Genomic DNA, 25,818 nt, shown 5'->3' on the forward strand with positions numbered 1-25,818 from the left:
AATCCTTTCGAGGATACCGCTTTTTGCTTTAATGTGAAAAAAATTATACTGGAAAGTTAAATAAATAATTGCTGGGGCAAAAAAAACCTGACGCTAAGGTCAGGCTGTTTATCTCAGCAAAGGCTACTCATGTAATCCACATTCGCGTTTTAGCCCAAAGAATCGCGTTTCTTCCTCCGCCATTCCCGGCTCCCATTTGCGCGTGGTGTGAGTATCACCCACAGACAGATAGCCTTGCTCCCATGGCGGGTGATAGCTGAGTCCATGCTGCTGTAAGTATTGATAAATCTGCTGATTATCCCAATCGATAATCGGCAGAATTTTAAATACCCCGCGCTGAATCGCGAGTACCGGCAAATGCGCACGGCTGCCCGATTGTTCACGGCGTAGACCAGCAAACCACGTTTGCGCCCCGAGCTCGCGCAATGCGCGGTTCATCGGCTCAACTTTGTTAATATCGTTGTAGCGCTCAATGCCCTCGACACCCTGCTCCCAAAGTTTGCCGTAGCGCGCTTCCTGCCACGCTGCCGACTGTTCAGCGCGGTAAACCTTGAGATTCAAATTCAGCTTTTCGTGCAGGGTATCAATGAACTGGTAGGTTTCAGGAAACAAATAGCCAGTATCCGTTAAGATCACCGGAATATCCGGCAGCTCACGGGTGACCAAGTGCAGAGATACCGCTGCCTGAATGCCAAAACTCGAAGAGAGTGCAAACTCGGCGGGCAAATGCTCTAGCGCCCAACGCACCCTTTCCTGTGCGCTCAGTTTTTCTAGCTGAGTGTTAATTTCAGCTAACGCCATGACCTGTTCGACTTTGGGTAAGGCTTTCAGCTCATGTAAGTTTAATGCAGACATAGAATTCTCCGCGATGAATCAGCAACCCCCTCCCAACCTCCCCCTTCGCAGGGGGAGGGGCATAACAGCGACACCTTTTGGCTCTCAAAAAAAGAACATATACAGCGTCACCACTCAGCCCCACACCTGTCAAAAGGAGGGGTATAACAGCGACACCTTTTAGTTCTCAAAAAAGAACACATACAGCGTCACCGCTCAGCTCCCGCACCTGTCAATATGAGGGGCATAACAGCAACACCTTTTAGCTCTCAGAAAAAGAACACATACAGCGTCACCGTTCAGCCCCCTCCCCTGACAAGGGGAGGGTTGGGGTGGGGTATTTACATCAATCAGTCATAAAAATCCCTTGCAGGATCCAGCACCGGACGCACAATCCCTGCGCGAATGGTGAAATCACCAAAGCCTTCATCGGCTTCTCGTTCTTTCGCCCAACGGCCTACCAATTCGTCGATCACGCCGAGGATTTCTGCATCGGTGATGTTTTCGCGATACATTCTCGGGATCCGCGTTCCGGCGCGATTCCCACCTAAATGCAGGTTGTAGCGCCCCAGCGCTTTTCCGACCAGACCAATTTCCGCCAACAGCGCACGGCCACAGCCGTTTGGACAACCGGTGACTCGCAGAACAATATGTTCATCGCCAACGCCGTGGCTTTGCATAATCTCTTCAACCTGAGTCACGAACTGCGGCAGGAAGCGCTCGGCTTCTGCCATCGCCAGCGGACAGGTTGGGTAAGACACGCAGGCCATTGAGTTTTTACGCTGCTCGCTAACGCCGTCGTCGATCAGGCCATGTTCACGCGCAATTTGTTCGATACGGGCTTTGTCTTTTTCAGCCACGCCCGCCACAATCAGGTTTTGATTCGCCGTCAGACGGAAATCCCCCTGATGAATCTTGGCAATCTCTGCCATGCCGGTTTTCAACGGACGATTTGGATAGTCCAGAATGCGCCCATTTTCAATAAACAGCGTCAAATGCCATTTATTATCAATGCCCTTCACCCAGCCAATGCGATCGCCACGTCCGGTAAACTCATAAGGACGTACCGGCTCGAACGTTACTCCCGCACGCTTTTCCACTTCGGCTTTAAAGTTTTCTACGCCGACGCGCTCTAAGGTGTACTTGGTTTTTGCATTCTTACGATTGGTGCGGTTTCCCCAGTCGCGCTGCGTCGTCACCACGCCTTCAGCCACCGCCAACGTGTGCTCGACGGGAATAAAGCCAAGCTCGCTGGCCGTGCGGGCATAGGTCGCCTTATCGCCATGAGCAATAGACAGTCCACCGCCGACCAGCACGTTAAAACCGATCAGCTTGCCGTTTTCAGCAATCGCCACAAAGTTGAGATCGTTGGCATGCAAATCCACATCGTTTTGCGGCGGGATCACCACCGTAGTTTTGAACTTACGCGGTAAATAGGTTGCACCAAGAATCGGCTCTTCATCGGTAGTTTCGACTTTTTCCTGATCCAGCCACACTTCTGCATAGGCGCGAGTGCGCGGCAACAGATGTTCAGACAGTTTTTTCGCCCACTCATAGGCTTCTTGGTGCAGCTCTGACTCTACAGGATTCGACGTGCACAGCACGTTACGGTTAACGTCATTGGCGGTCGCCAACGCATCTAAGCCCAAACGATTAAGCAGCTGATGCACTGGCTTAACGTTTTGCTTCAAAATGCCGTGAAACTGGAACGTTTGACGGTTGGTAATACGAATGCTGCCGTACAGCGTGCTTTCGTCGGCAAACTTATCGATACCCAGCCATTGCTGTGGCGTCATCACGCCGCCCGGTAAACGGCAGCGCAGCATCATGGCATGACGCGGTTCTAGCTTTTGCTCGGCGCGTTCGGCGCGAATATCGCGGTCGTCCTGCTGGTACATACCGTGAAAACGGATCAGCAGAAAATTGTCACCGTTAAAGCCACCGGTCAGACCATCATTTAAATCTTCGGCAATAGTGCCGCGCAGAAAATTGCTCTCACGCTTAAGACGCTCAGCGTCGGCCAAGGGTGCATCGACCACCAAGGGCCCCGGGTGTTTGCTGCTAAAAGCGTAATTATCTTGCATCGATTTGCTCATTATTAGTAAACGTCCCGCTGATAGCGGCGCTCTACGCGCAGCTCACTTAAAAATTCATCGGCCTGCTCGGCATCCATTCCACCGTGTTCAGCCAATAGCTCCAGTAACGCCTGTTCAACATCTTTCGCCATGCGGTTGGCGTCTCCGCAGACGTAAATATGTGCGCCCTGTTCGATCCAGCGCCAAACCTCGGCCCCTTGCTCACGCAGCTTGTCCTGTACATAGACTTTATGTTTTTGATCGCGTGACCAAGCCAAATCGATACGGGATAGAACGCCATCTTTGACAAAGCGCTGCCATTCCACCTGATACAGAAAATCTTCGGTAAAGTGAGGGTTGCCAAAGAAAAGCCAGTTAAGGCCTTCTGCTCCTTCAGCTGCACGTTGTTGAATGAACGCACGGAACGGAGCAATGCCGGTACCAGGGCCAATCATAATGACCGGCGTTTGTGGATTAGCAGGCAGACGGAAATTGTCGTTATGCTCGATGAAAACGCGCAGCTCGCCGTCTTCTTCCAGACGATCGGCTAAATAACCCGAAGCACCGCCTGTGCGTGCACGGCCATCAACCTCATAACGCACCACGCCAACGGTAATATGCACTTCGCTGCCCACTTCCTCTTGAGAAGATGCGATGGAATAAAGACGCGGCGTTAACGGGCGTAACAGCGCCACTAGCTGCTCAGCGTCTAAATCAGCCGGTGCTTGGCGGATCATGTCCGGCAGCGGCGTGGTTTGTGCGTATTGTTGCAGCTGATGCTTATCCGCCAAGAGCTCAATCAAGCGCTCATCGCGCGAAAGTGCCGCGTATTTTTCTACAATAACGGTGGTGTTTTGCGTAAGCTCCAAGCGCTCGGTCAGCGCCTCACGCAGCGTCATCGTTTGGTCGTTAAGAGTGACCGTCTCGTCGCCGGTGCGCCAAATCAGGCCAATAATTTCTTCAACCAAATCGGGATCGTTGTGATACCACACGCCCAGTGCATCGCCCGGCTGGTAGCTCAGGCCCGATTCACCGAGATCGATTTCAATGTGGCGCACGTCTTTATCCGAGTTGCGGCCGGTAATTTTTTGCTTCACCGCTAAAGAGGCGGTTAGCGGGGATTCTTTGCTGTATGGGCTGCTCACGATCTGCGCGACGCTTCCGGCTACGCTAACCTGAGTCTGCGCCGCCGTTGCCTGTGGTACGCGCTGTTTCAAAACGTCTACGATCTGCTTACGCCATGCTTCTGCCGCGGATTTGAAATCAACATCGGCGTCGGCGCGGTCGAATAAGCGCTCCCCACCCAGTTCTGCTAAACGGGCATCAAAATCTTTTCCGGTTTGGCAAAAGTTTTCATAAGAAGTATCACCAAGGCCAAACACCGCAAACGCCGTTCCGGCCATCTGTGGGGCTTTTTTGGAGAACAAATATTTGTGCAACGCGACGGCTTCTTCCGGTGGTTCGCCTTCCCCTTGGGTTGAAGCAACAATCAGCAGCAGTTTTTCCTGCGCGATCTGTTTGAATTTATAGTCACCCGCGTTAACCAACGTCACCCCCAAACCCGCGGCGGTTAAGTCATCGCGCAGTTGCTCAGCCACCCGTCGTGCATTGCCCGTTTGCGAAGCGGAAATCACGGTAACTGACGCGGCTGCGGCCGGTGCTGGCGTCACGGCTACCGTACCTGGCTGTTGATTAACCATTCCCCAGAAATAACCGGAGAGCCACGCCAGCTGGTGTGGTGAAAACTCACCAATCGCCGACTGGAGCTTTGCCAATTGCTCCGGCGTGAGTGGAAGCATAGAAGTAGGAGGAGCCTGAGTCGTCATTGCTAAGTGTTCCTTGCACAGTGATCCCTTTGGTACTTCAAGCAGCCTCAGACTTAGCTTTAAGAACCGTGGGTGTGGCGAATTGATGTAGCGCTTTTTGTAAGGTTACCTAGCTGGATAATAACAATTAAATAAGTGATGGAAATAACAAATAACCATTTGAACTAACCACTAATTCAGGTAGGTGATAGAGGCTGGAGTGTTTTAGGCGAAAGTCTATAAAATCAATGAATAACAGTTAGTTATTACATAACTATTCCCACTGACTTTGCTATTAGCTTTATTATTCACGCCTAAGGGAGTCTTAATAGATAGGATTAAACATTTCATCGCCCGTTAAAAAAATAACGCAGCGGAAATAAAACAGGCGACCTCTTGGGCATTGAAGAATAAATTTTCTGCTTATACTCAAACAATCGCGGTAAAACTACCGCCAACGGGCGCTTTCCGGTAGTATGCGCAGGTTTTTTAGGTTACGAGGCGTCATCATGACAACCACCCTGTTTAAAGATTTTCAGTTTGAAGCTGCGCACCATCTGCCACACGTTCCGGAAGGACATAAGTGTGGTCGCCTGCACGGCCATTCGTTTTTAGTACGCATTGAAATTACCGGCGAAGTGGATGCTTATACCGGCTGGGTGATGGATTTTGCCGAGCTGAAAGCGGCGTTCAAACCAATTCTGGACCGCCTCGACCATTATTATCTGAATGATATTCCTGGTCTTGAGAACCCAACCAGCGAAGTGTTAGCCCAGTGGATTTGGCAACAGCTGAAACCTGAGCTGCCATTGCTAAGCGCCGTATTGGTGAAAGAAACCTGCACCGCAGGCTGCACCTATCGCGGTTGATCGTTGCCATGGTGTGACCGGTATTGCACCGGTCACATAAATTTCGCACATCTATTGCACACATAAGTCGCGCTAGTGATTGATTAGCGTTTTGAGAGCAAGAGCCCCAGAATCAGCCCTGCGGTTGCCCCAATTCCCACGCTGTGCCACGGTTTATTCCGCACGTAGCCATTCACATCACAGCAGGCATTTTTCACCCGATCCGTTACAGGACACGGCGTATCGCCGCTGATGCGTGCTTTCACCTCACGCAGCGTATCTTGTGCGCTACGGCGCAGCGAAGCGATTTCATCCTCCGTCTTATCCGCTCCCTCCTGCAACACACCTTCAAGCGCGTCCGCCAACAATGAAACCTCTTCTTCGATGGTTCGTTCAACTTTATCGGTTTTTCTAAACATAGTGTTCCCTCTTTGCTGTATCAAAATCATGTTCAAAGGATTGGCGAAAAATGATTAGCAAATTTAATGCTAGCTAATAAGCATAGTTGAAACTCAGCGATAAGGGTTCGGAGTGTTCTGGAAAGCGATTGAGAAACCAAAAAGCGCTGTTTAAAAAATCCGCTCGACAGAATCTTCGGCTTCGCCTATTTTCGTTAATAGCCTGTAAACAGGCAGCGTCGCTCGGACGGTCCGGGCGCTAACGTCATCTTGAGGTATCTATGACAGACTCACGCACTCCGCGTCGTTTTACTCGTATTGATCGTCTTCCCCCTTATGTATTTAACATTACCGCTGAGCTAAAAATGGCTGCGCGCAGGCGCGGCGAAGACATTATCGATCTCAGCATGGGGAACCCAGACGGCCCAACGCCGCCGCACATCGTTGAAAAAATGTGTACGGTTGCACAGCGTGAAGATACCCACGGCTACTCCACCTCACGCGGTATTCCGCGTTTACGCCGCGCGATCTCGCACTGGTATCAAGATCGTTATCAGGTCGATATCGATCCCGATAGCGAAGCCATTGTTACCATCGGTTCCAAAGAGGGTCTGGCACATTTGATGCTGGCCACGCTCGATCATGGCGATACCGTTTTAGTACCGAATCCTAGCTACCCTATTCACATTTACGGCGCGGTCATTGCGGGTGCGCAGGTGCGTTCCGTGCCGCTGGTTTCAGGCATCGACTTTTTCAACGAATTAGAACGCGCCATTCGCGAAAGTATTCCCAAGCCTAAAATGATGATTCTGGGCTTTCCTTCGAACCCTACCGCGCAGTGCGTTGAATTAGATTTCTTTGAGCGCGTCATCAAGCTGGCGAAAGAACACGATATTTTGGTGGTACACGATTTGGCCTATGCCGACATTGTGTATGACGGCTGGAAAGCCCCTTCAATCATGCAAATTCCCGGAGCCAAAGACGTCGCCGTCGAGTTTTTCACACTGTCGAAAAGCTACAACATGGCTGGCTGGCGCATCGGTTTTATGGTCGGCAATCCTGAGCTGATTAACGCGCTGGCACGCATCAAGAGCTACCACGACTACGGGACTTTTACGCCATTGCAGGTGGCGGCGATTGCCGCACTCGAAGGCGATCAGCAATGCGTGCGAGATATTGCCGAGCAATACCGTCAACGCCGCAACGTGCTGGTCAAAGGGCTGCATGAAGCCGGTTGGATGGTAGAGAACCCCAAAGCGTCGATGTATGTTTGGGCAAAAATCCCCGATGCCTATGCGCACCTTGGATCGCTTGAATTTGCCAAAAAGCTGTTGGCCGATGCCAAAGTCTCCGTTTCCCCTGGAATTGGTTTTGGTGACTACGGCGATACCCACGTTCGTTTCGCCCTGATCGAAAACCAAGACCGTATTCGTCAGGCCGTGCGCGGGATTAAAAGCATGTTTAGAAAAGATGGGCTGATTGCAAGCAAGTCATAAACCCTCCCGTGATATTTGGGTAATGACCCCACCCTAACCCTCCCCTTCGCAGGGGAGGGAACTGTTCAGTGATGTTTAATAACCACACACTAACCATGCCCTTTGCAAGGAGGGAACTGTGCGGTGATGTTCGTAAGAATCTCGATCGGCTCCTCCCCCTGCGAAGGGGGAGGCTGGGAGGGGGGTCTTATAACCCCACACTAGCCATGCCCTTTGCTGGGAGAGAAACTGTGCAGTGATGTTCGTAAGAATCTCGATCGGCTCCTCTCCCTGCGAAGGGGGAGGCTGGGAGGGGGTCTTATAACCCCACACTAACCCTTCCCTTTGCAGGAAGAGAACTGTGCGGTGATGTTCGTAAGAACCTCGATCGGCTCCTCCCCCTGCGAAGGGGGAGGCTGGGAGGGGGGCTTAGCCAAAAACTAATGGCTTGCCACTTTCGGCCTGAAGAAAATCACCGGCAACACCACCAGCGCCATCGCATAGAACATGCCGCCTTGATAGTGCTCAAACAGGAAACCTGACAGCATTGTCATAATCGCTACGCTTCCGCCCATGCCTAGCGCCGAATAGACCGCTTGCAGACGGATCACATCGCCACCCTGTCGTGCCGAAATAAAGCGCATTGCCGCCAGATGACATACGGTGAAAGAGCCCGCATGCAGAATTTGAATCAAAATCAGCCACGGCAGCGCCGTTGTTGAGCCCATTAAGCTCCAACGAACCACCGCACAAAAACACGACAATAGCAGTAGCTGGGAAACCGACATGCGGCGGAATAAGCGCTTGCTTAATGCAAAGATGATCACTTCAGCAACAACGCCTAACGACCACAGATAACCGACCACCGACGCGGAATAGCCCGCTTCCTGCCAGTAAATTGTGCTAAATCCGTAATAGCCTGCATGAGCCCCTTGAAGTAAGGCGGCACACAATAAAAAACGCCATACCGGCGCTTCTTTTAATAAAATTTTCCACGGCGTGGTTTCCTGCACCGCGCTATCTTTTGGTGCATCCTGTGGCATATGACGCGGGCGTAAAAGCATCCCCACCAGCATGGCCGCCAGACCCGCCCACAGGCAATACATAATGGCCTTATGGCCAAAGGCATTGACCACTTCCCCTGTTACCGCTGAACCAATGACAAAGGCCATCGATCCCCACAGGCGTACTTTGCCGTAGTCTAACCCCACCTGACGTTGCCACGTTGCGGCCAGCGCATCGGTCAGCGGAATAAGCGGCCCATAGAAAAGGCTAAATCCGGCCATCACCACCAGCAGCCACGCCCAAGCAGTACCAAAGGAAAATGCGATAGAACAAATCAGGGCGAGGAGAGCAATAAGACGGAGAGCGGTAATCAGTTGAGAGGTTTTTTTAACGGCGGGAGCAATGAATAAACTACCAAGAAAACGGGCTATCATCCCTGCGCCAAGCAATAAGCCAATTGACTCGGGAGAAATGCCCTCGCCTTGTAGCCACAAGCTCCAAAACGGCAGAAATATGCCAAAAGAGAAAAAATAGGTGAAATAACTGAGTCCTAACCAACCAGCAGACGGCAACATTTTTCCTCCTTAATTTTAAACGCGCTACTTTGACAGAGGCATCCCATGCTGGCAATGAATATTGTCGCAAAATCAATTAGCAAATGAGATGTACACATCCCCTCATCAGTTTTTTGTTCCGAGAGGTTATATAGGAAATAGGTGACAGTTTTTAACGCATGTAAGCAGCTTTGTTTAGCGGTTGTTTGCCAAGCGTAAACGGGGGTGAAACAGCTTAAAATTTTGTGAGAGGCGGGTCTAAAATTAGGATTTGATTGATTTTATATATCAGAATGCTGGTTACCATAGGCATCCCTGTTTTTGACTAGGAAGCTGACGAGTGACGGAAACCACTTCGTTAAACAAAATTGATGCACTTAAAGCCGAAATTAATCAGGAAATATCCATGATCGAATTCGACCTGAAGCTGCAAATTTCACATGATGCATTAGCCGATCATTCAGAGAAAGAACCCGACGTCGCGATAGAAGAGGCGTGCTAAATCTGACTCCCTTTTCCCGGTTCACTGAGCCGGGATTGTTTGCAGCAGTTCACAGCGCTTATCCAGCAATGACTCCACCGATGCCCTATTTCTCTCTCCCATCCCTACCCGCGTGGCCAATAATATAAAGCCCGGCTGATTTTCAAACGTCGTTGGCACCACGGCTACGCCATAATAGGCCAGCTGTTCAGGCGTAAGATGAAACCGATCGGCAAGCGATTTGATTGGGTTCACGCCGATGAGCGCCGGTTGCTCAACACGCTTGGCATAAAACGGATGACGCAACAGCAAATCAGGTAACAAAGTCCATTCACGCCCAATATAGGGGCGCTCAGCTTTTAACTGGCGACGAACGTCTTCACGCAAACAGGTGAGATGAATATGAAGCTGATTCTGGCTGCGTCCATAGGCTGAATTTAACGCCAGCCCCAGTACATCGTCTGGAAGCGGTCTGCCATATTCATACGCCAGCCGATAGCGCATCGTCCACGCGTAACCGAAATAATCCGGCGCGTCCTTTTCTAGCAGCACAGGGCTCTCAATGCCGCTCATTCGAGCATTGGGGACCAAAATAAAATGAGCGGGAAAGCGCGGATTTTGAATCACGGTAAACGCAGAGCGCCGATCGTGAGTCGGCGAGTAGATCTGGGCGCAGGGTGCGGGATCGTGCTTTTGCTGATAGTTAACGCGACAAACTTTATCCACCACGCCCCACAGCGCGTCAGATTTGGCACAGCCGGTTAGCGAAAACACCAGCATCAGAAGCGCAGTGCCAAAAATCATCCGATAATTATTTAGCAGCGCGCTTCTCATCAGCATATCAGGCGATATTCAAATACTTATGGGTTTGCATCGACAAGCGCCAGTTGCGCGCAATACAGGTTTCAATACACAGCTTCGTCGCGCTCTCTTTTTGGCTAATCGGCTGGAGCGCGATAATACGTTTCTTGTCATCGTGAAGCACGGACAGTAATGCATCTAAATCTTCAATATCGCGCTCACGCGCAACGGGATGCTTAACCTCATCGGCGCGCACCAAAGAGGATTCCAAAACCTTCATCCCGCCTTTCATGTTGACCTTTGGAGAGACGGTCACCCAAGTTGCTTCAGAACAGCGGATTTCATGGGTGCCGCTGGTTTCTATCTGGCAGGAAAAACCATTTTGATTCAGCAATTCCGTCAACGGACGTAAATCATGGATGCAGGGTTCGCCGCCGGTGATCACCACATGACGAGCGGTATATCCGCGCTCGCGCAGGATATCCAGCAGTTGCTCAGGGCTAGCGCTGCCCCACGCATCGCTCTCTTCAGTTTTGATCAAGATTTCGTTCATGCCGATTTCTCGTTCAGGTAACTGTTCCCACGTATGTTTGGTATCACACCAGCTGCACCCTACCGGACAACCTTGCAGGCGAATAAAAATAGCCGGAACACCGGTGTAAAAACCTTCCCCTTGCAGGGTCTGGAACAGTTCGTTTATCGGATACGACATGACACTCTCATTGTTAATAAAACTTTCTTACCATAAAAAAGCTGCGCCATATTGTCGCAGATTTGCCCCCGCGACGCCAAACACGCCGCACCTCAGTCGCACATCGCATTTGAAGTCACAATTAAATAACATTTTCATCAAAAACGTTTGACACTCATAGGCCTTTCGAAAATAAATGTATATACAACTCTATACAGGTTTGGGGATGCTATGAATTTATTGGAGTCCGACGTTATTTGGCGCAACGGACGCTTAGCCACCATGAGCGCACAGAGCAACGCGCCTTATGGTCTTCTCGATCGTCATGCACTGGTGGTGCGCGATAAGCATATTATAGCGGTGATCCCAGAGGATGAGCTTCCCGCGCAGCATCCCCAGCAGATCGATCTCCAGGATCGGCTCGTGACTCCAGGTCTTATCGACTGTCATACGCATTTAGTCTTCGGTGGCGATCGCGCCTACGAGTGGGAACAGCGCCTGAACGGCGTGTCATATACCGAAATCAGCCAGAAAGGCGGCGGTATCAATTCAACCGTGCGCGCCACGCGCGATGCCTCACCGGATACGCTGCTCAGCATCAGCCAACAGCGTTTGCAGGCTTTAATGGACGAAGGCGTAACCACGGTAGAAATGAAATCCGGCTACGGTCTGGATCTTATCAATGAAGAAAAACAGCTACGCGTTGCCCAACAGTTGGCACGGCAAAATGCCATCGACGTTAGCCCAACGCTGCTTTCAGCGCATACCACACCGCCGGAATATCATGGCCGTTCAGACCACTATATCGATCTGATTTGTGAGGAAATCCTGCCGCAGCTGTGGGAGAAAAAACTGTTTGAATCGGTCGATGTATTTTGCGAAAGCGTGGGTTTTTCACTCACGCAAAGCGAAAAGCTGTTCGCGGCCGCTAAACAGCTCGGAATTCCTGTGCGTGGGCATATGGAACAGCTTTCTAATCTTGGCGGCAGCGAACTGGTCGCGCGTTATCACGGGCTGTCGACCGACCATATTGAGCATCTGGATGAAGCCGGTATTCAAGCCTTAGCGCGCAGTCAAACCGTGGCGGTTCTGTTGCCCGGTGCCTTCTATTTTTTACGCGAAACCAAACGCCCTCCGGTGGATTTGCTGCGCGAATATCGCGTCCCTATGGCGGTAGCCAGTGATTTCAATCCCGGCACCAGCCCCTTCGCCTCTCTGCGTCTCGCGATGAATATGGCCTGCGTGCAATTTGGCCTCACGCCGGAAGAAGCGTGGCTAGGCGTGACACGACATGCGGCTCAGGCGTTAAACCGTCAGCATACCCACGGACAGCTTGCCGCCGGTTTTCAGGCTAATTTCGCGGTGTGGGAGGCAGAAAAACCGGTTGAAGTGATTTATGAGCTGGGGCGAAATCCACTGTATCAGCGGATTTATCAAGGCCAAGCGACACAAAAACAGAGCGAAAATGAGGAAATGCAATGAGCCACTGGCAGCCCACCGCGAATGACGTTTGGCAAGGACGTAACGATCTTGCAGAGTCTCCCGAAGCGTTACGCTTATTTCAAACTATTGGGCAACACAATGAGCCTCGCCCTATCGTGTTGCTCGGTTTTGCCTGTGATGAAGGTGTTAAACGCAATCATGGCCGCACCGGTGCCGCGGCTGCGCCCGATGCGCTGCGTAAAATGCTGGCTAATCTTGCTGCGCATGCAGGACATGATCGCGTCACCGACGGCGGCACTTTACGCGTTGGCGATACCCCATTAGAAGAAGCGCAGGCGCTCTTTAGCCAAAAGATCACGAAATATCATCAGCAAGGGGTAAGAACCTTAGTCTTTGGCGGTGGTCATGAAACCGCCTTCGCCCACGGTTTAGGGATATATCAGGCACATCCCGACAAAACCGTCGGCATTATTAATTTTGATGCTCATTTAGATCTGCGCCGCAACGACGTGGCGACATCGGGCACGCCGTTTCGCCAGCTCGCTCATTACTGCGAACAGAACCATCGACCGTTTCATTATCTCTGCGTCGGCGCTAGCCTCGCCGCGAACACGCAGGCGTTGGTCACTGAGGCCGAGCGCTTAAACGTTGAGATCGTATGGGATACCGAGGCGCTTACGCGATCGCTCGACGATCTGCATCGCCAGATCGGCGCATTTATGGATAAGTGTGAGATCGTCTATCTGACGATCGATCTGGACGTACTTCCTGCGTGGCAAATGCCCGGCGTCTCAGCGCCCGCCGCCGTGGGATTACCGATTGAACGACTTTTGCCGTTAGTAGGTGCGATATGTGAAAGTCCGTCATTGTGGGGAGCGGATCTGGTGGAATACAATCCCTCTTTGGATATTCAGCAATTCGGTGCCCGCACGGCGGCACGCATTGCATGGCAAATTCTACATCAATGGAACATCGGCGATTGCCCATAAGGAATGTTATCCATGACTCTTCCCGCTGATTTATCACCGCTATCAACGCCTGCACCGCTGTATGAGCAGGTCAAAAAAATGATTACCGATAACATCAGTAGCGGAGCTTGGCCGCCAAATTATCGCATCCCCTCAGAGGCCGAGCTGGTCGCGCATCTGGGATTCAGTCGAATGACCATCAATCGGGCGTTACGCGAGTTAACTCATCAAGGATTACTGGTGCGCATGCAGGGCGTTGGCACCTTTGTTGCGGAACCGAAAGGGCAATCTGCGCTGTTTGAAGTTCACAGCATTCGCGACGAGATACTGGCACGCAATCACCGCCATCACTGCAAAATTATCTTACTGGATAAAGTGCAGGCTAACAGCGAACAAGCCGCAGCCTTAAATCTCAGCGTAGGCGCGCCAATTTTTCACTCCATCATCGTGCATTACGAAAATGACACGCCGGTGCAGATTGAAAATCGCTATGTAAATCCTATCGTTGCGCCTGATTATCTACAGCAGGACTTTCTCAAAATCACGCCGCACGACTATTTATCGCGCGTGGCACCACTCACCGAGGGAGAACATATTGTTGAAGCCCTGCTGCCTTCGGCAGAAGAAAGCCAATGGCTTCACATTCAGGCGAATGAGCCTTGCCTATTGATCGAACGTCGAACTTGGTCTAAACATCATAATGTTACCTTTGCAAAATTGCTGTTTCCTGGAACTCGACATCGTTTAAAAGGACATTTCACCTCATGAATCAATGGCAGATCATACGATGGGCTGATTATCACGCCATGCCTTGGAAAAATGGACAAGGCGTTACGCAGGAGATCATGCGAGTGGATTCCCCAAGCGGACGCGATTTTCGCTGGCGTTTATCCATGGCAGAAGTTTCCTCTGACGGCGATTTCTCCAGCTATACGGGGTATCAGCGCATCCTTTCTATTTTAGAAGGCGATGGCTTGCAGTTAAAAATCGATGGGCGTATTGAGCCACCAATTTTGGCCTGTGGGATCCAGCGTTTTTCCGGCGATAGCCGCGTGAGCAGCACGCTGCTCAATGGCAAAGTGCGCGATCTGAATTTGATTTACGATCCACGCTATTATGGCGCACGACTCCAGTGGGTCACCACCAGCCCAAATATGCCGCCACTACGCTGCCACGCCAGCACCATTATTTTATTCTGCCACGACGGCGAAATTTCGCTGACGCCGATTGGCGGCGGTGAATCAATTACGCTAAACCGCTATGACAGCGCAGTGTTAGTCACACCTCGCCCACAAACCCACACCGTTAATTTAGACGGCCACGGCCATCTTGGGGTCTTTGAATTAACCGGGTTCGATGAATAAACTCAAGAAGTCTTAATCCTCGTTAACCTAAAATGATTTATTCCTGTTAATCATGTCAGTCTTACGCACGATTGGTTAAACTATTATCAATCGTGCGGTATGAGGCCGTTCGCTAACAGGAGGTTGTCGATGTTTACCGTTATTCCCGTCTTAGTGGTTGTTGCGTTGGTCATCGTATGGTCAGGGATTAAAATCGTGCCGCAAGGCTTCCAGTGGACCGTCGAGCGCTTTGGCCGCTACACCAAAACATTAATGCCTGGCCTGAATTTAATCATTCCATTCATGGATCGCGTCGGTCGTAAGATCAACATGATGGAACAGGTTTTAGACATCCCTGCTCAAGAAATCATTTCAAAAGATAACGCCAACGTCACCATTGATGCCGTTTGCTTTATTCAGGTTATCGACCCTGCCCGCGCCGCCTATGAAGTGAGCAATTTAGAGCGCGCCATCGTCAATTTAACCATGACCAACTTCCGAACCGTTCTGGGTTCGATGGAACTGGATGAAATGCTGTCACAGCGCGACCACATTAATGGCCGTTTGCTGCATATCGTTGATGAAGCCACCAACCCTTGGGGCGTAAAAGTCACGCGTATCGAAATCCGCGACGTGCGTCCGCCGGTCGAACTGGTGGCTTCCATGAACGCCCAGATGAAAGCTGAGCGAACCAAACGTGCGGATATTCTCGAAGCTGAAGGTGTGCGTCAGGCAGCCATTTTGCGTGCCGAAGGTGAAAAGCAGTCTCAAATCCTGAAAGCCGAAGGTGAACGTCAGTCCGCATTCTTGCAGGCAGAAGCGCGCGAACGTGCCGCGGAAGCTGAAGCTCAGGCCACCAAAATGGTGTCAGAGGCGATTGCCGCCGGGAACATTCAGGCGATTAACTACTTCGTGGCACAAAAATATACTGACGCACTGCAAAAAATTGGTTCTGCCACCAACAGCAAAGTGATTATGATGCCGCTGGAAGCCAGCAATCTGATGGGCTCCATTGGCGGTATCGCTGAATTGCTGAAAGAAACAGGCCCCGTTAAAGGCAAATCATAATGATTGATTACATTGCCCAAAATCCGCATGGCTTTTGGCTGTCGCTGGGCGGTGTGCTATTAGCTGCGGAGTTGTTAGGCGCTGGCGGGTATCTGCTGTGGTGCGGCATTTCAGCACTGTTGGTCGGCCTGCTGACATGGGTACTTCCATTTGGCTGGGAGTGGCAGGCAACGCTGTTTGCGATCCTCACCGTCGCTACCGCGCTACTTTGGTGGCGCTGGCTACGGCGCAGTCAGCCGGTATCAAGAAACAATGATGACCTGCTTAATCAACGTAGCCGCCAACTTATTGGTGCGCGTGCCACGCTTGAAGCCCCTATCGTCAACGGCAATGGACGCATTCGTATCGGCGACAGCAGCTGGCGCGTCACCTGTTCGCAGGAGTTACCGATCGGGGCCGTCGTTGAAGTTATCGACGTAGAAGGTATTACGTTAGTCGTGAAAAGTATTTAAGCCGTCAGTTCCCCCGCGCAGAGATTTGCCGGGGGGCAAGCCACTTAAGCCTTATGCCCGTGGCAGCAACCCGCCAGATTATTAATGATCGGGCAATCCGCACTTTCATCGCCGGGACACTCATCGGCTAGCGCCATCAACCGGTGGCGCATCTGCTGCAATTCGTCAATATGCCGTTCCAGTTCGGCCACTTTCTCTAAAGTACGGCGCTTAACGTCTGCACTGTGGCGGCTTTTATCATGAAAAAGCCCGACCAGCTCGCGGCATTCGTCCAGCGTAAAGCCCACCTGCCGCGCCTGACGCAGCAAAGTCAGCTCTTCAATATGTTTTTCACCGTAGAACCGATAGCCATTATCAGCGCGGTTTGGCGCGGTCATCAGCCCTTTTTCTTCGTAAAAACGGATGGTTTTACTGGTGAGTCCGGTTTTCTTGGCAACCTCACTGATATTCATTCTGCCTCCCCTCTTGACCTTACCCTTGCAGGAAGGTTTAAGCTTAGTCCAAGTGAAGAATACCATGTGATTCGCCCATCAACACCACGTGTTCATTGGGCAATACCAGAGAGGATTTTATTATGTCACAAACTCAACTGTTCGCGCTGCAAGGCTTGTCCTGCATGAACTGTGCGAAGAAAGTCAAAACCGCGTTAGAAGCGCGTTCCGATATTGAACAAGCACAACTGAATAACCCACGCTATGCCAAAGTTACCGGCGACGCCGATGCTCAGGCAATTATCTCAACCGTAGAGCAAGCGGGCTACCATGCCACAGTTGCGGGAACGCCTGACGTAGAGCTGGCACTTAGCGGCTTAAGCTGCGGCCATTGCACCGCCAGCGTCACCAAAGCGCTGGAGGCTGTTGCGGGCGTTGATGCGGTTGAAGTTTCATTAACCGACGCCAAAGTCTATGGTTCCGCCGATGCAACCACGCTGATTAATGCCGTGATAGCCGCTGGCTATGAAGCTTCATTGGCAAGTGGAGAAAGCCACCCAAAAACTGAGCCGCTGACACAGTCTGCAACAGCAAACTCGACAGCACCACAAGCGCCGGAAACTCTGGCAGCGGCTGAAACGACTTCTCCGGCGACAGCAACTGCGAACGCTTCTGACGATGACGATAGCGTTCAGCTGTTGCTCGACGGCATGAGCTGCGCAAGCTGCGTATTAAAAGTGCAGAATGCTTTGCAAAGCGTCCCCGGTGTTCAACAAGCCCGCGTCAACCTTGCCGAACGTAGCGCATTGGTCACAGGGCATAGCGATCCAGATGCTTTGATACACGCCGTTGAAAAAGCCGGTTACGGCGCTGAAATCATTCAAGATGAAGAGAAACGTCGTGCACGCCAGCAGGAATCGGCAGAGAAGTCTGTGAAAAAATTCCGCTGGCAGGCTGCTCTGGGCTTAGGTCTGGGTGTGCCGCTGATGGCGTGGGGGCTCTTCGGTGGATCGATGGAGCTCACGGCGAGTAACCAGAATAACTGGCTGATCGTCGGGCTGGTAACCTTGGCCGTGATGGTATTTGCCGGTGGGCATTTCTATCGCAGCGCATGGCGTAGCCTGATGAACCGTAGTGCCACCATGGACACCTTGGTGGCATTAGGCACCGGCGCAGCATGGCTCTACTCCATCACGGTAACGCTGTGGCCGCATGTGTTCCCGATGGAAGCGCGTCACCTTTACTACGAAGCCAGTGCGATGATTATTGGTTTGATTAACCTCGGTCATGCCATGGAGGCCAGAGCACGCCAACGTTCTTCCAAAGCGCTTGAGCGCCTGTTGGATTTAACCCCGCCGACCGCTCGTGTCGTCACCGAAGAGGGTGAGAAAACCTTACCGCTGGCCGACGTTAAGCTTGGCATGACGTTACGTTTAACCACCGGCGATCGAGTTCCGGTTGATGGTGAGATTATTTCCGGCGAAGTATGGATGGATGAGGCCATGCTGACCGGCGAACCGATTCCACAGCAGAAATCTTCAGGCGATCCGGTCCATGCGGGCACCGTAGTACAAGACGGTAGTGTTTTGTTCCGCGCAGGTGCCATCGGCAGCCAAACGACGCTGGCGCGCATCATTAAACTGGTGCGCCAAGCACAGAGCAGCAAGCCTGAAATTGGACAAATGGCTGACCGTATTTCCGCAGTTTTTGTTCCAACCGTGGTTGGGATTGCGGTATTTAGCGGCCTGATTTGGTATTTCTTTGGTCCACAGCCGCAAATTGTGTACACATTGGTGGTGGCGACGACGGTACTGATTATTGCCTGCCCATGCGCCTTAGGTTTAGCAACGCCAATGTCGATCATTGCCGGTGTTGGGCGAGCCGCTGAACTGGGTGTGTTGGTGCGTGATGCCGACGCATTACAACGCGCCAGCGAACTCGATACGTTAGTATTCGATAAAACCGGTACCTTGACTGAAGGTCAGCCAAAAGTGGTTGAGATTCACACTTTTAACGGCGTCAGCGAAGCGCAGGCTTTGCAGTGGTCTGCGGCCTTGGAAGCGGGTTCAAACCATCCATTAGCACGCGCAATCACAGAGCGAGCGGATCGTTTGGTCATCCCTGAAGTCACCCAGTTCCGCACGCTGCGTGGTCTTGGCGTAAGCGGTGACGTTGATGGGCATACGTTGCTGTTGGGGAACGACGCACTGATGGAACAGCAACAGGTTGATACTTCCGAGGTTAAGTCCCTGCTTAAACAGCAGGCCGAACGAGGGATTACGCCGGTACTGTTATCCGCAAACGGGAAACCTGCCGCATTGCTTTCTATCCGTGACCCGCTAAGAAGCGACAGCGTGGAAGCACTGCAACGCTTGCATGGTTTGGGCTATCAGTTGGTGATGTTAACCGGCGATAACCCACTCACTGCGAATGCAATTGCTAAAGAAGCTGGCATCGATCAGGTCATCGCGGGCGTACTCCCTGAAGGTAAAGCCGATGCGATTAAAGCGTTACAGGCTAAAGGGCATAAAGTCGCGATGGTCGGCGATGGTATCAACGACGCCCCTGCGTTAGCTCAGGCTGATGTGGGTATCGCGATGGGCGGCGGCAGCGATATTGCCATTGAAACTGCGGCAATTACGCTAATGCGTCATAGCCTTAACGGTGTGGCTGACGCGGTAGAGCTTTCCTGTGCAACGTTGCGCAATATGAAGCAAAACCTGCTAGGCGCTTTCGTCTACAACTCGTTGGGCATTCCGATTGCCGCTGGCGTGCTGTATCCGTTAACCGGAGCCCTGCTTAGCCCAGTCGTTGCCGGAGCGGCCATGGCGCTGTCATCCATTACCGTGGTGAGTAACGCTAACCGTCTGTTGCGTTTCAAACCTAAATCACAGTCTAAATAGGCCTTGATCTTTAGTCCTACTCAAAAGGCCGCGTTTGCGGCCTTTTTTATTGCCCTTCTCGCTCGCTTCTCATCCGCTTAAAGAATTTCCGATCAAAAATCCGCTTGCATCGGCAAAAAATGCGCCGCATAATAATTGTTATGTTATAACATCAATAAAGAGTAAAAAATGAAAACCAATATCCATCCAAACTATCGCACAGTGGTTTTCCACGACACAACGGCAGACGCCTATTACAAAATCGGTTCAACAATCCAATCCGACCGTACTATCGAATTGGAAGGGGTTAGTTATCCGTATATCACGCTAGATGTCTCTTCCGCTTCCCACCCTTATTACACGGGTAAGCAAAAAGAGTTTTCTAAAGAGGGCAGCGCAGCCAAATTCCAGCAACGTTTCGGTCGCTTTATGACGAAGACAAAATCGGCAGAGGCTAACTAATGCAAGTTTTAAGCTCATTACGTTCCGCAAAGAAACGCCACCCTGACTGCAAAATAGTAAAACGTCATGGACGCATTTTCGTTATTTGTAAGTCTAATCCGCGCTTCAAAGCCGTGCAGGGAGGTAAGAAAAAACGCTGAATATGCCTGCTTTACTCACCACAGCCCCACCAAGTGGGGCTGCTCCCGCGCCTTCATCCCGCCATCCGCTTTACCTTTCCATCTGCCCTGCCTCACTTCCAACACACTGAAAAAACACGAATCAGCTTGCTAGAACTTAGTTAGCACACCAAGACACATAATCACTGCGTAATAAAAGGTAAAATTCACTTGGCTAGGTACCTATTTGTGCAATAATCATAAAGAGATAATTATTTTCAAGTCTTTACCCTATGCTTAATTAGTTAAACACCTTTAGAATCGCAAGGATAATTTGCTTTAGAACTTTCTGAAAAGTGTTTAAAAAACACGCGAAGTGTCTTAATTAAATACTTATTAACACAAATTATCGCCAATCTAGATGTGCTTTTGCTATGATGCTGCGGCCTTTAGTAATGCTTATGGTTGTAAACTGCTCGTGATGTTTATTGTTGTACTTCACGACGGCATAGACTAATTCGTTGAGACAACGTTGAGCAAGATGGAGGCATGATATGGATGAATACACGTCTTATCAGCACGATATAACTGAACTGAAATACCTGTGTAATATGCTGTATAATCAGGGAATGGAAGTTCTGAGTGATAGCCATCATGGCTGGGTTAATGACCCAACTGCTGTAGCTAACCTGCAACTCAATGAATTAAACGAACATATCGCAACGTTCGGTTTAACGTTCAAGATTAAGTATCCAAAGAGTTCAGAATTAACTGAAATATTAGATGAGTATCTTGACGAAACTTACAGTCTGTTTAGTAATTACAGCATAAACGAACCAGAACTAAAAAAATGGCTTAAAGCAAAAGGCCGTATTTTGCGTTATTTAGCGGGTGAAAAACCAGCATCCGCGTTGAATTTTTAACCTTAGATCAGGAGTTCTTATGACTAAAATTGATTACCTTATGCGCTTACGCAAGTGTACAACGCTAGACACTTTAGAGCGCGTAATTGAAAAAAACAAATACGAGCTCTCCGACGATGAGCTAGAAACTTTCTACTCAGCCGCCGACCATCGTTTGGCCGAACTCACCATGAACAAACTGTACGATAAGATCCCTGCTGAAGTTTGGAAGTATGTACGTTAATTAGTTAATCTAAGTTGTCACTTAAGAAATTACCTTTATTTATTACTTAACGATTAATAAACACTTTTATCAATTGGATTATTTATCAATGATTTTCCATTTGTATTTTTGCGCCTTAGATTAGGTGCTACTGTTTCAGCACTAGTAAGAAAAACAGTAAAGGCCAATAACGTTTATATGCGCTGGCCTTTACTTGCTCTATTCGCCCGATAAATCCGTACTACGGCGCAATCTATCTAAATCAATGGCTTTGTCTTTAATCACATTGAGCTTGGTTTCAGCTGCAACAAGGCTCCATATGGTTCCCTGCTCTTGTTGGTAAAACGCATTTATCGCCAGAAAGTAATCATCTTTATATTTAACCCACCCTCTTTGCGCAATTTTTAGTTTTGCTTGAACGACTTCTGATTGATCCTTGAGTAATAGCTTGTACTGGTTATTTAACTCAACATCCCAGGCTTTCATCGCGGTCTGATAGCAGTCAGAAATATCTGGTGTCGCAGAGGCCACATTTTTGCAGCGCTCTAAGGAATCATCAATATTCTTGCCCAAAGGCGTCTTTGCATAGGCTGATACGCAGCATAAAAACAGCGTTATCGCCAGTAACCCTTTCTTCATTACAACAACCTCATTAATGCACTCAATAGAAAGAATATATACAACTTTTCTCGCTGTTGCGTATTACTGTTGCAATAAAAAGGTGATGGGTAGGCAATACAAAGAGTTTGAGAATAGCTAGTTGGGGATGAAGCAATTGAATGGTTTAAAGCTAAGAAAATAGGGAGGGCCTAAATGGGTGGAGGCCCTGCCAGCTACATCCCGGCACACACGTCGCCTGCTGCGGCTGCTTCCTTCCGGATCTGACCGAGTTCACAAGTTAGCGTTGCGGGAGAACCAACAGGGCCTCCATTGATGAGCGACTGAAGATAACTTAACTTGCTGCATAACATCATGCATAACTTCAGTGCGGGGGCATTATCTGTGATGGCACGGTGAAATGCAAGGCTAAGGCTGTCGAACGTCGTTTTATTAAACAATCATTTTATCCATCAGCCCCTTATGGCAAACTGCATGCATACTATGAGCGACTCATTTTGAACTTCAATGCCTTATGCCAAACGATATCCCACCAGAACCTGAAGATAACTTTCGCCAACGTGTTTTGATGTCAATTCATGCCATCCCTTATGGGAAGGTGGCAACGTATGGGCAAATCGCGCGCCTTGCAGGTTCATCACGTGCGGCACGGCAGGTGGGTGGTATTTTACGTAAGCTCCCCAAAGGTTCTTCAATTCCTTGGTATCGCGTCGTCAATCGCAGCGGCAACATCTCTCTGATTGGCCCTGACTACACGCGCCAACGCACAGCTCTGCAAGATGAAGGCATCACCTTCAACGCTAGCGGTGTTATCGATTTGGCTCTTTACGGATGGAATCCATCGCAGCCATAAAAAAACCTGCCACATTGGGCAGGTTTTTCATATCGCCTAAACGAATATTAGAAAGGTGATGTTCCTTCAACCTTCTTTTTTTCGTTCAGCACGGTGGCTGCGCCGTCAGCGGAAACTGGCACCAAGACCAGATCTTTCTGCGTACCAGCGTTGTTATTCACCACTTCATTTAGCGTATCGGTGATGAATACTAAGCGACCGTCGATTTTGATTGCCGCGCTCAGGTTAATACGCTGGTTTGGCTGAATATCCTGAGGATTAAACGGCAGAACAAAGTTATAAGGTGGTTGTTTGCCATCGGTGCGGAACACTTTCTGTGACAGCACGCGAGCAGGCGCATCCGCCAGAGAAACATCGGCTAAGGTGACCGTAACTTCCGCATTCGGTGGCAAAGCGATACGCTGACGAATATTCACGCTACCGCGCACCGCTGGGCCGCTAATCTGCGACGCATCAGCAGTCACTTGATTACCCGGAGCAGGCGTTGGAACATCAGCGGCATTTGAAGAACAGCCAGCAACCGTTGCGGTCATCAGTACACCACCTACAATTTTCCAGAGTTTCATAAGTTCGGTCTCCTTCCTTTTATTTTTGTTGTCGAATACCTATCTATAAAAGCATATTGAGCAATCGACACGAGCCTCTTAAAATAGTTTCTTAAACTACGATACTCAATAAGCATGGCACAAAGCGCTGAGTTTTCCAGTTTTATCTACTTTACATTAACATATTCAGATAATTGAACCCTCGAAACGATGGCGAACCCTTAAATAGTTTTGTGATAAGTTCTGCCATAATTGATAATGCAGTTGGGGTTTTCGCTCCCGTTTTCAACACTGGTTAATTAGGATCTCACTCATGAGTCAGGCATTAAAAAATTTACTCGATCTGTTAGATCTGGAAAAAATCGAAGAAGGGATCTATCGCGGGCAGAGTGAAGATCTTGGCTTACGTCAGGTTTTTGGCGGTCAGGTGGTGGGCCAAGCGCTCTATGCCGCGAAACAAACGGTGCCCTTAGAGCGCAATATTCACTCCTTTCACAGCTATTTTCTGCGCCCCGGCGATAGCAGCCAGCCAATAATCTATGACGTTGAGAATCTGCGTGACGGCAATAGTTTCAGCGCGCGCAGGGTGAAGGCGGTACAACACGGTAAACCTATTTTCTACATGACGGCCTCTTTCCAGACTGCAGAAGAAGGTTTTGAACACCAGAACGTGATGCCTGATGTGCCAGCGCCTGAATCATTAAAATCTGAGTCTGAAATTGCCAGCAGCATGGCACACTTGATCCCTGAATCCGTGCGTGAAAAATTTACCTGTGAAAAACCACTGGAAATGCGTCCGGTAAGTTTCCATAACCCGTTGATGGGGAAAGTAGAAGAGCCTATCCGTAACGTCTGGTTCAAAGCCAACGGCGAAATGCCCGACGACCCACGCATTCATCAATACTTACTGGGTTACGCGTCTGATTTCAACTTCCTGCCCACCGCATTACAGCCGCACGGTAAAGGATTCTTAGAGCCTGGCATGCAGGTCGCGACGATTGACCATTCAATGTGGTTCCATCGCCCATTCCGCTTGGATGAGTGGTTGCTTTATGCGGTTGAGAGCACCTCTGCATCTGGCGCTCGCGGTTTTGTACGAGGGCAATTCTACAATCGTGCGGGTGAACTGATTGCCTCTACGGTTCAGGAAGGCGTGATCCGCCAACGTTCGTAAAAACTGAGTATCATTCATAAAGCAAAAGGGCGGATTTCTCCGCCCTTTTCACATCTGGAATCACACGATAAAGAAGAAAACTACTGGTTATATGCGTTCTCACCGTGGCTGTTAACGTCCAGACCTTCGCGCTCTTGTTCTTCCGGCACACGTAGGCCTACACAAACATCGGCAATCTTAAAGGCAATTAACGCAGCCACACCGGACCAAACGATACAGACCACAACGCTCAGTGCCTGCACGCCTAACTGATGGCCCATCGTTACCCCTTCAGCATAACCTGTTCCTCCCAATGACGTTGCGGTTAGGATCCCCGTGGCTAAACATCCCACGATACCGCACACGCCATGCACGCCGAATACGTCACAGGTATCATCCACCTTCAGCCAGCGTTTCAGCATCACCACGCCCCACAGCCCAGCGACACCCGCAATCAGGCCGAGCAGCAGCGCGCCGCCCACACCAACGGTACCCGCGGCAGGCGTCACCGCAACCAGCCCTGCGATACAGCCTGAGCACGCACCCAGCAGAGACGGCTTTCCGCGCGTCATCCACTCCGCTAACACCCAAGACAGAATCGCTCCCGCCGTTGCCACCACCGTATTCACAAAGGCCAGCGCGGCAATTTCATTCGCTGCACTTGCCGAGCCTGCGTTAAAGCCAAACCAGCCGATATACAGAATCGCAGTTCCCATAAAGACCATTGGCAAGTTATGGGGTTTGAAGGCTTCTTTGCCGAATCCTGCACGCTTGCCTAGCAGGTACGCGCCAACCAAACCGGCAATTGCCGCGTTAATATGCACGACCGTTCCACCTGCAAAGTCTAACGCCCCGTCTGCTGCTAAATATCCGCCGCCCCACACCATATGAGCCATCGGAATATAAGAGAGCGTGAACCATAGTACGGCGAAAATCAGCACCGCTGAAAAGCGAATACGTTCTGCAAACGAGCCAACAATCAGCCCCACGGTAATACAGGCAAATGATCCCTGAAACGCAACGTGGATCATTTTATAGAATGAGCCGGTTAAATCAGTTAGCCCAATCCCTTTCAGCATCACTTCATCGAGGTTACCAAAAATGGCGCTACCGGCACCAAACGCCAAAGAGTAGCCATAGACAACCCACAGCACGCAGATGGTGGCAAAGGTCACCATCACCTGTGTCATTAAGGACAGCACGTTTTTGGAGCGCAATAATCCACCGTAAAATAGGCCAATGCCTGGGATGGTCATAAACAGAACGAGCGCGGTACAAATCATCATAAAGGCGTTATCAGCCTTATCTGCTACGGCTGGCGTTGCGGCCATGGCGGCACCGGGTAGTAATAAAGCACTCCCCAGAGCTAAAGTGGATAAGCGTGTTTTCATCATTAATCCATCCCTATCT

27 protein-coding genes and 1 other RNA gene are annotated in these 25,818 nt (G+C 50.4%); 16 read left to right on the forward strand and 12 right to left on the reverse strand.

All coding sequences use genetic code 11. The features are described from left to right. Positions 1–123 precede the first annotated feature (123 nt). The 3 genes from cysH to cysJ form a co-directional block, all read right to left on the reverse strand. Positions 124–855: a phosphoadenosine phosphosulfate reductase gene (gene cysH, locus DSM2777_RS19420; RefSeq protein WP_061554919.1), complete on the reverse strand. Its 732-nt coding sequence runs from the start codon at positions 853–855 to the stop codon at positions 124–126. 329 nt (positions 856–1,184) lie between these two features. Then, positions 1,185–2,918: an assimilatory sulfite reductase (NADPH) hemoprotein subunit gene (cysI, locus tag DSM2777_RS19425; protein WP_046457220.1), complete on the reverse strand. Its 1,734-nt coding sequence runs from the start codon at positions 2,916–2,918 to the stop codon at positions 1,185–1,187. A gap of 14 nt (positions 2,919–2,932) precedes the next feature. Then, positions 2,933–4,735 carry an NADPH-dependent assimilatory sulfite reductase flavoprotein subunit gene (cysJ, locus tag DSM2777_RS19430; protein WP_046457221.1) on the reverse strand — a complete coding sequence of 601 codons (1,803 nt, stop codon included), beginning with the start codon at positions 4,733–4,735 and terminating at the stop codon, positions 2,933–2,935. Positions 4,736–5,223: 488 nt separating this feature from the next. Between cysJ and queD the strand changes: the two genes are divergently transcribed. Further along, the gene (gene queD, locus DSM2777_RS19435; RefSeq protein WP_008814216.1) at positions 5,224–5,583 is read left to right on the forward strand and encodes a 6-carboxytetrahydropterin synthase QueD; all 360 of its coding nucleotides are present in this window, start codon (positions 5,224–5,226) and stop codon (positions 5,581–5,583) included. Between the two features lie 83 nt (positions 5,584–5,666). Here queD and DSM2777_RS19440 read toward each other — a convergent pair whose 3' ends face one another. Further along, positions 5,667–5,981 carry an ElaB/YgaM/YqjD family protein gene (locus DSM2777_RS19440; RefSeq protein WP_025799875.1) on the reverse strand — a complete coding sequence of 105 codons (315 nt, stop codon included), beginning with the start codon at positions 5,979–5,981 and terminating at the stop codon, positions 5,667–5,669. Between the two features lie 260 nt (positions 5,982–6,241). On the opposite strand from DSM2777_RS19440, the gene alaC reads away from it, so the two are divergent. Continuing rightward, the gene (alaC, locus tag DSM2777_RS19445) at positions 6,242–7,456 is read left to right on the forward strand and encodes an alanine transaminase (RefSeq protein ID WP_061554920.1); all 1,215 of its coding nucleotides are present in this window, start codon (positions 6,242–6,244) and stop codon (positions 7,454–7,456) included. Positions 7,457–7,875: 419 nt separating this feature from the next. On the opposite strand, the gene DSM2777_RS19450 is transcribed toward alaC, so the two are convergent. Next, positions 7,876–9,015, reverse strand: a complete 1,140-nt coding sequence (locus tag DSM2777_RS19450) for a 3-phenylpropionate MFS transporter (RefSeq protein WP_061554921.1) — start codon at positions 9,013–9,015, stop codon at positions 7,876–7,878. Positions 9,016–9,334: 319 nt separating this feature from the next. Here DSM2777_RS19450 and DSM2777_RS24710 point away from each other — a divergent pair, with 319 nt between their 5' ends. Beyond that, the gene (locus DSM2777_RS24710) at positions 9,335–9,496 is read left to right on the forward strand and encodes a hypothetical protein (RefSeq protein WP_165490633.1); all 162 of its coding nucleotides are present in this window, start codon (positions 9,335–9,337) and stop codon (positions 9,494–9,496) included. A gap of 21 nt (positions 9,497–9,517) precedes the next feature. Here the strand turns inward: DSM2777_RS24710 and DSM2777_RS19455 are convergent, their stop codons facing one another. Further along, the gene (locus DSM2777_RS19455) at positions 9,518–10,315 is read right to left on the reverse strand and encodes a CDP-diacylglycerol diphosphatase (RefSeq protein WP_061554922.1); all 798 of its coding nucleotides are present in this window, start codon (positions 10,313–10,315) and stop codon (positions 9,518–9,520) included. A gap of 1 nt (position 10,316) precedes the next feature. Further along, positions 10,317–10,988 carry a 7-carboxy-7-deazaguanine synthase QueE gene (gene queE / locus DSM2777_RS19460; protein WP_061554923.1) on the reverse strand — a complete coding sequence of 224 codons (672 nt, stop codon included), beginning with the start codon at positions 10,986–10,988 and terminating at the stop codon, positions 10,317–10,319. A 210-nt stretch (positions 10,989–11,198) separates the two neighbouring features. On the opposite strand from queE, the gene hutI reads away from it, so the two are divergent. From hutI to DSM2777_RS19490, 6 genes are all read left to right on the forward strand, one after another. Next, positions 11,199–12,449, forward strand: a complete 1,251-nt coding sequence (gene hutI / locus DSM2777_RS19465) for an imidazolonepropionase (protein ID WP_061554924.1) — start codon at positions 11,199–11,201, stop codon at positions 12,447–12,449. Further along, positions 12,446–13,399 carry a formimidoylglutamase gene (gene hutG, locus DSM2777_RS19470; protein WP_061554925.1) on the forward strand — a complete coding sequence of 318 codons (954 nt, stop codon included), beginning with the start codon at positions 12,446–12,448 and terminating at the stop codon, positions 13,397–13,399. Before hutI ends, hutG begins: the two co-directional genes overlap by 4 nt. A 12-nt stretch (positions 13,400–13,411) precedes the next feature. Further along, entirely contained in the window at positions 13,412–14,146 is a 735-nt protein-coding gene (hutC, locus tag DSM2777_RS19475) for a histidine utilization repressor (RefSeq protein WP_046457228.1), read from the forward strand. After that, complete coding sequence (locus tag DSM2777_RS19480; protein WP_046457229.1) at positions 14,143–14,742, forward strand: HutD/Ves family protein; 600 nt, start codon at positions 14,143–14,145, stop codon at positions 14,740–14,742. Before hutC ends, DSM2777_RS19480 begins: the two co-directional genes overlap by 4 nt. A gap of 129 nt (positions 14,743–14,871) precedes the next feature. Continuing rightward, complete coding sequence (locus DSM2777_RS19485; protein WP_025799893.1) at positions 14,872–15,789, forward strand: SPFH domain-containing protein; 918 nt, start codon at positions 14,872–14,874, stop codon at positions 15,787–15,789. Then, positions 15,789–16,241 carry an NfeD family protein gene (locus tag DSM2777_RS19490; RefSeq protein WP_025799896.1) on the forward strand — a complete coding sequence of 151 codons (453 nt, stop codon included), beginning with the start codon at positions 15,789–15,791 and terminating at the stop codon, positions 16,239–16,241. The genes DSM2777_RS19485 and DSM2777_RS19490 overlap by 1 nt, the downstream gene beginning before the upstream one ends. Before the next feature lie 44 nt (positions 16,242–16,285). Here DSM2777_RS19490 and cueR read toward each other — a convergent pair whose 3' ends face one another. After that, on the reverse strand, positions 16,286–16,693 hold the full coding sequence (gene cueR / locus DSM2777_RS19495; RefSeq protein WP_046457231.1) for a Cu(I)-responsive transcriptional regulator: 408 nt from the start codon (positions 16,691–16,693) through the stop codon (positions 16,286–16,288). A 122-nt stretch (positions 16,694–16,815) separates the two neighbouring features. On the opposite strand from cueR, the gene copA reads away from it, so the two are divergent. From copA to DSM2777_RS19515, 5 genes are all read left to right on the forward strand, one after another. After that, positions 16,816–19,575, forward strand: coding sequence for a copper-exporting P-type ATPase CopA (gene copA, locus DSM2777_RS19500; RefSeq protein WP_061554926.1), 2,760 nt, complete (start codon positions 16,816–16,818; stop codon positions 19,573–19,575). Between the two features lie 168 nt (positions 19,576–19,743). Next, positions 19,744–20,016 carry a type B 50S ribosomal protein L31 gene (locus DSM2777_RS19505; protein WP_061554927.1) on the forward strand — a complete coding sequence of 91 codons (273 nt, stop codon included), beginning with the start codon at positions 19,744–19,746 and terminating at the stop codon, positions 20,014–20,016. Then, positions 20,016–20,156 (forward strand): type B 50S ribosomal protein L36, encoded by a 141-nt coding sequence (ykgO, locus tag DSM2777_RS23925; RefSeq protein WP_004091741.1) that lies wholly within the window; start codon positions 20,016–20,018, stop codon positions 20,154–20,156. Before DSM2777_RS19505 ends, ykgO begins: the two co-directional genes overlap by 1 nt. 512 nt (positions 20,157–20,668) lie before the next feature. After that, positions 20,669–21,037, forward strand: coding sequence for an Hha toxicity modulator TomB (tomB, locus tag DSM2777_RS19510; protein WP_046457234.1), 369 nt, complete (start codon positions 20,669–20,671; stop codon positions 21,035–21,037). Between the two features lie 19 nt (positions 21,038–21,056). Next, positions 21,057–21,260, forward strand: a complete 204-nt coding sequence (locus DSM2777_RS19515; protein WP_004091739.1) for an HHA domain-containing protein — start codon at positions 21,057–21,059, stop codon at positions 21,258–21,260. Between the two features lie 198 nt (positions 21,261–21,458). On the opposite strand, the gene DSM2777_RS19520 is transcribed toward DSM2777_RS19515, so the two are convergent. Together DSM2777_RS19520 and ffs are read right to left on the reverse strand one after the other, a co-directional pair. Next, positions 21,459–21,878, reverse strand: a complete 420-nt coding sequence (locus DSM2777_RS19520) for a lysozyme inhibitor LprI family protein (protein ID WP_061554928.1) — start codon at positions 21,876–21,878, stop codon at positions 21,459–21,461. Between the two features lie 185 nt (positions 21,879–22,063). After that, positions 22,064–22,160, reverse strand: an RNA gene (ffs, locus tag DSM2777_RS19525) — signal recognition particle sRNA small type. Positions 22,161–22,371: 211 nt separating this feature from the next. Here ffs and DSM2777_RS19530 point away from each other — a divergent pair. Beyond that, the gene (locus tag DSM2777_RS19530; RefSeq protein ID WP_061554929.1) at positions 22,372–22,710 is read left to right on the forward strand and encodes an MGMT family protein; all 339 of its coding nucleotides are present in this window, start codon (positions 22,372–22,374) and stop codon (positions 22,708–22,710) included. A 47-nt stretch (positions 22,711–22,757) separates the two neighbouring features. On the opposite strand, the gene DSM2777_RS19535 is transcribed toward DSM2777_RS19530, so the two are convergent. Then, the gene (locus DSM2777_RS19535) at positions 22,758–23,276 is read right to left on the reverse strand and encodes a YbaY family lipoprotein (protein WP_046457237.1); all 519 of its coding nucleotides are present in this window, start codon (positions 23,274–23,276) and stop codon (positions 22,758–22,760) included. 292 nt (positions 23,277–23,568) lie between these two features. Between DSM2777_RS19535 and tesB the strand changes: the two genes are divergently transcribed. Beyond that, positions 23,569–24,429, forward strand: coding sequence for an acyl-CoA thioesterase II (gene tesB, locus DSM2777_RS19540; RefSeq protein ID WP_046457238.1), 861 nt, complete (start codon positions 23,569–23,571; stop codon positions 24,427–24,429). Between the two features lie 80 nt (positions 24,430–24,509). On the opposite strand, the gene amtB is transcribed toward tesB, so the two are convergent. Then, on the reverse strand, positions 24,510–25,799 hold the full coding sequence (gene amtB, locus DSM2777_RS19545; RefSeq protein WP_061555442.1) for an ammonium transporter AmtB: 1,290 nt from the start codon (positions 25,797–25,799) through the stop codon (positions 24,510–24,512). Positions 25,800–25,818 lie beyond the last annotated feature (19 nt).

The organism is Obesumbacterium proteus (assembly GCF_001586165.1).
GTDB lineage: Bacteria > Pseudomonadota > Gammaproteobacteria > Enterobacterales > Enterobacteriaceae > Hafnia > Hafnia protea.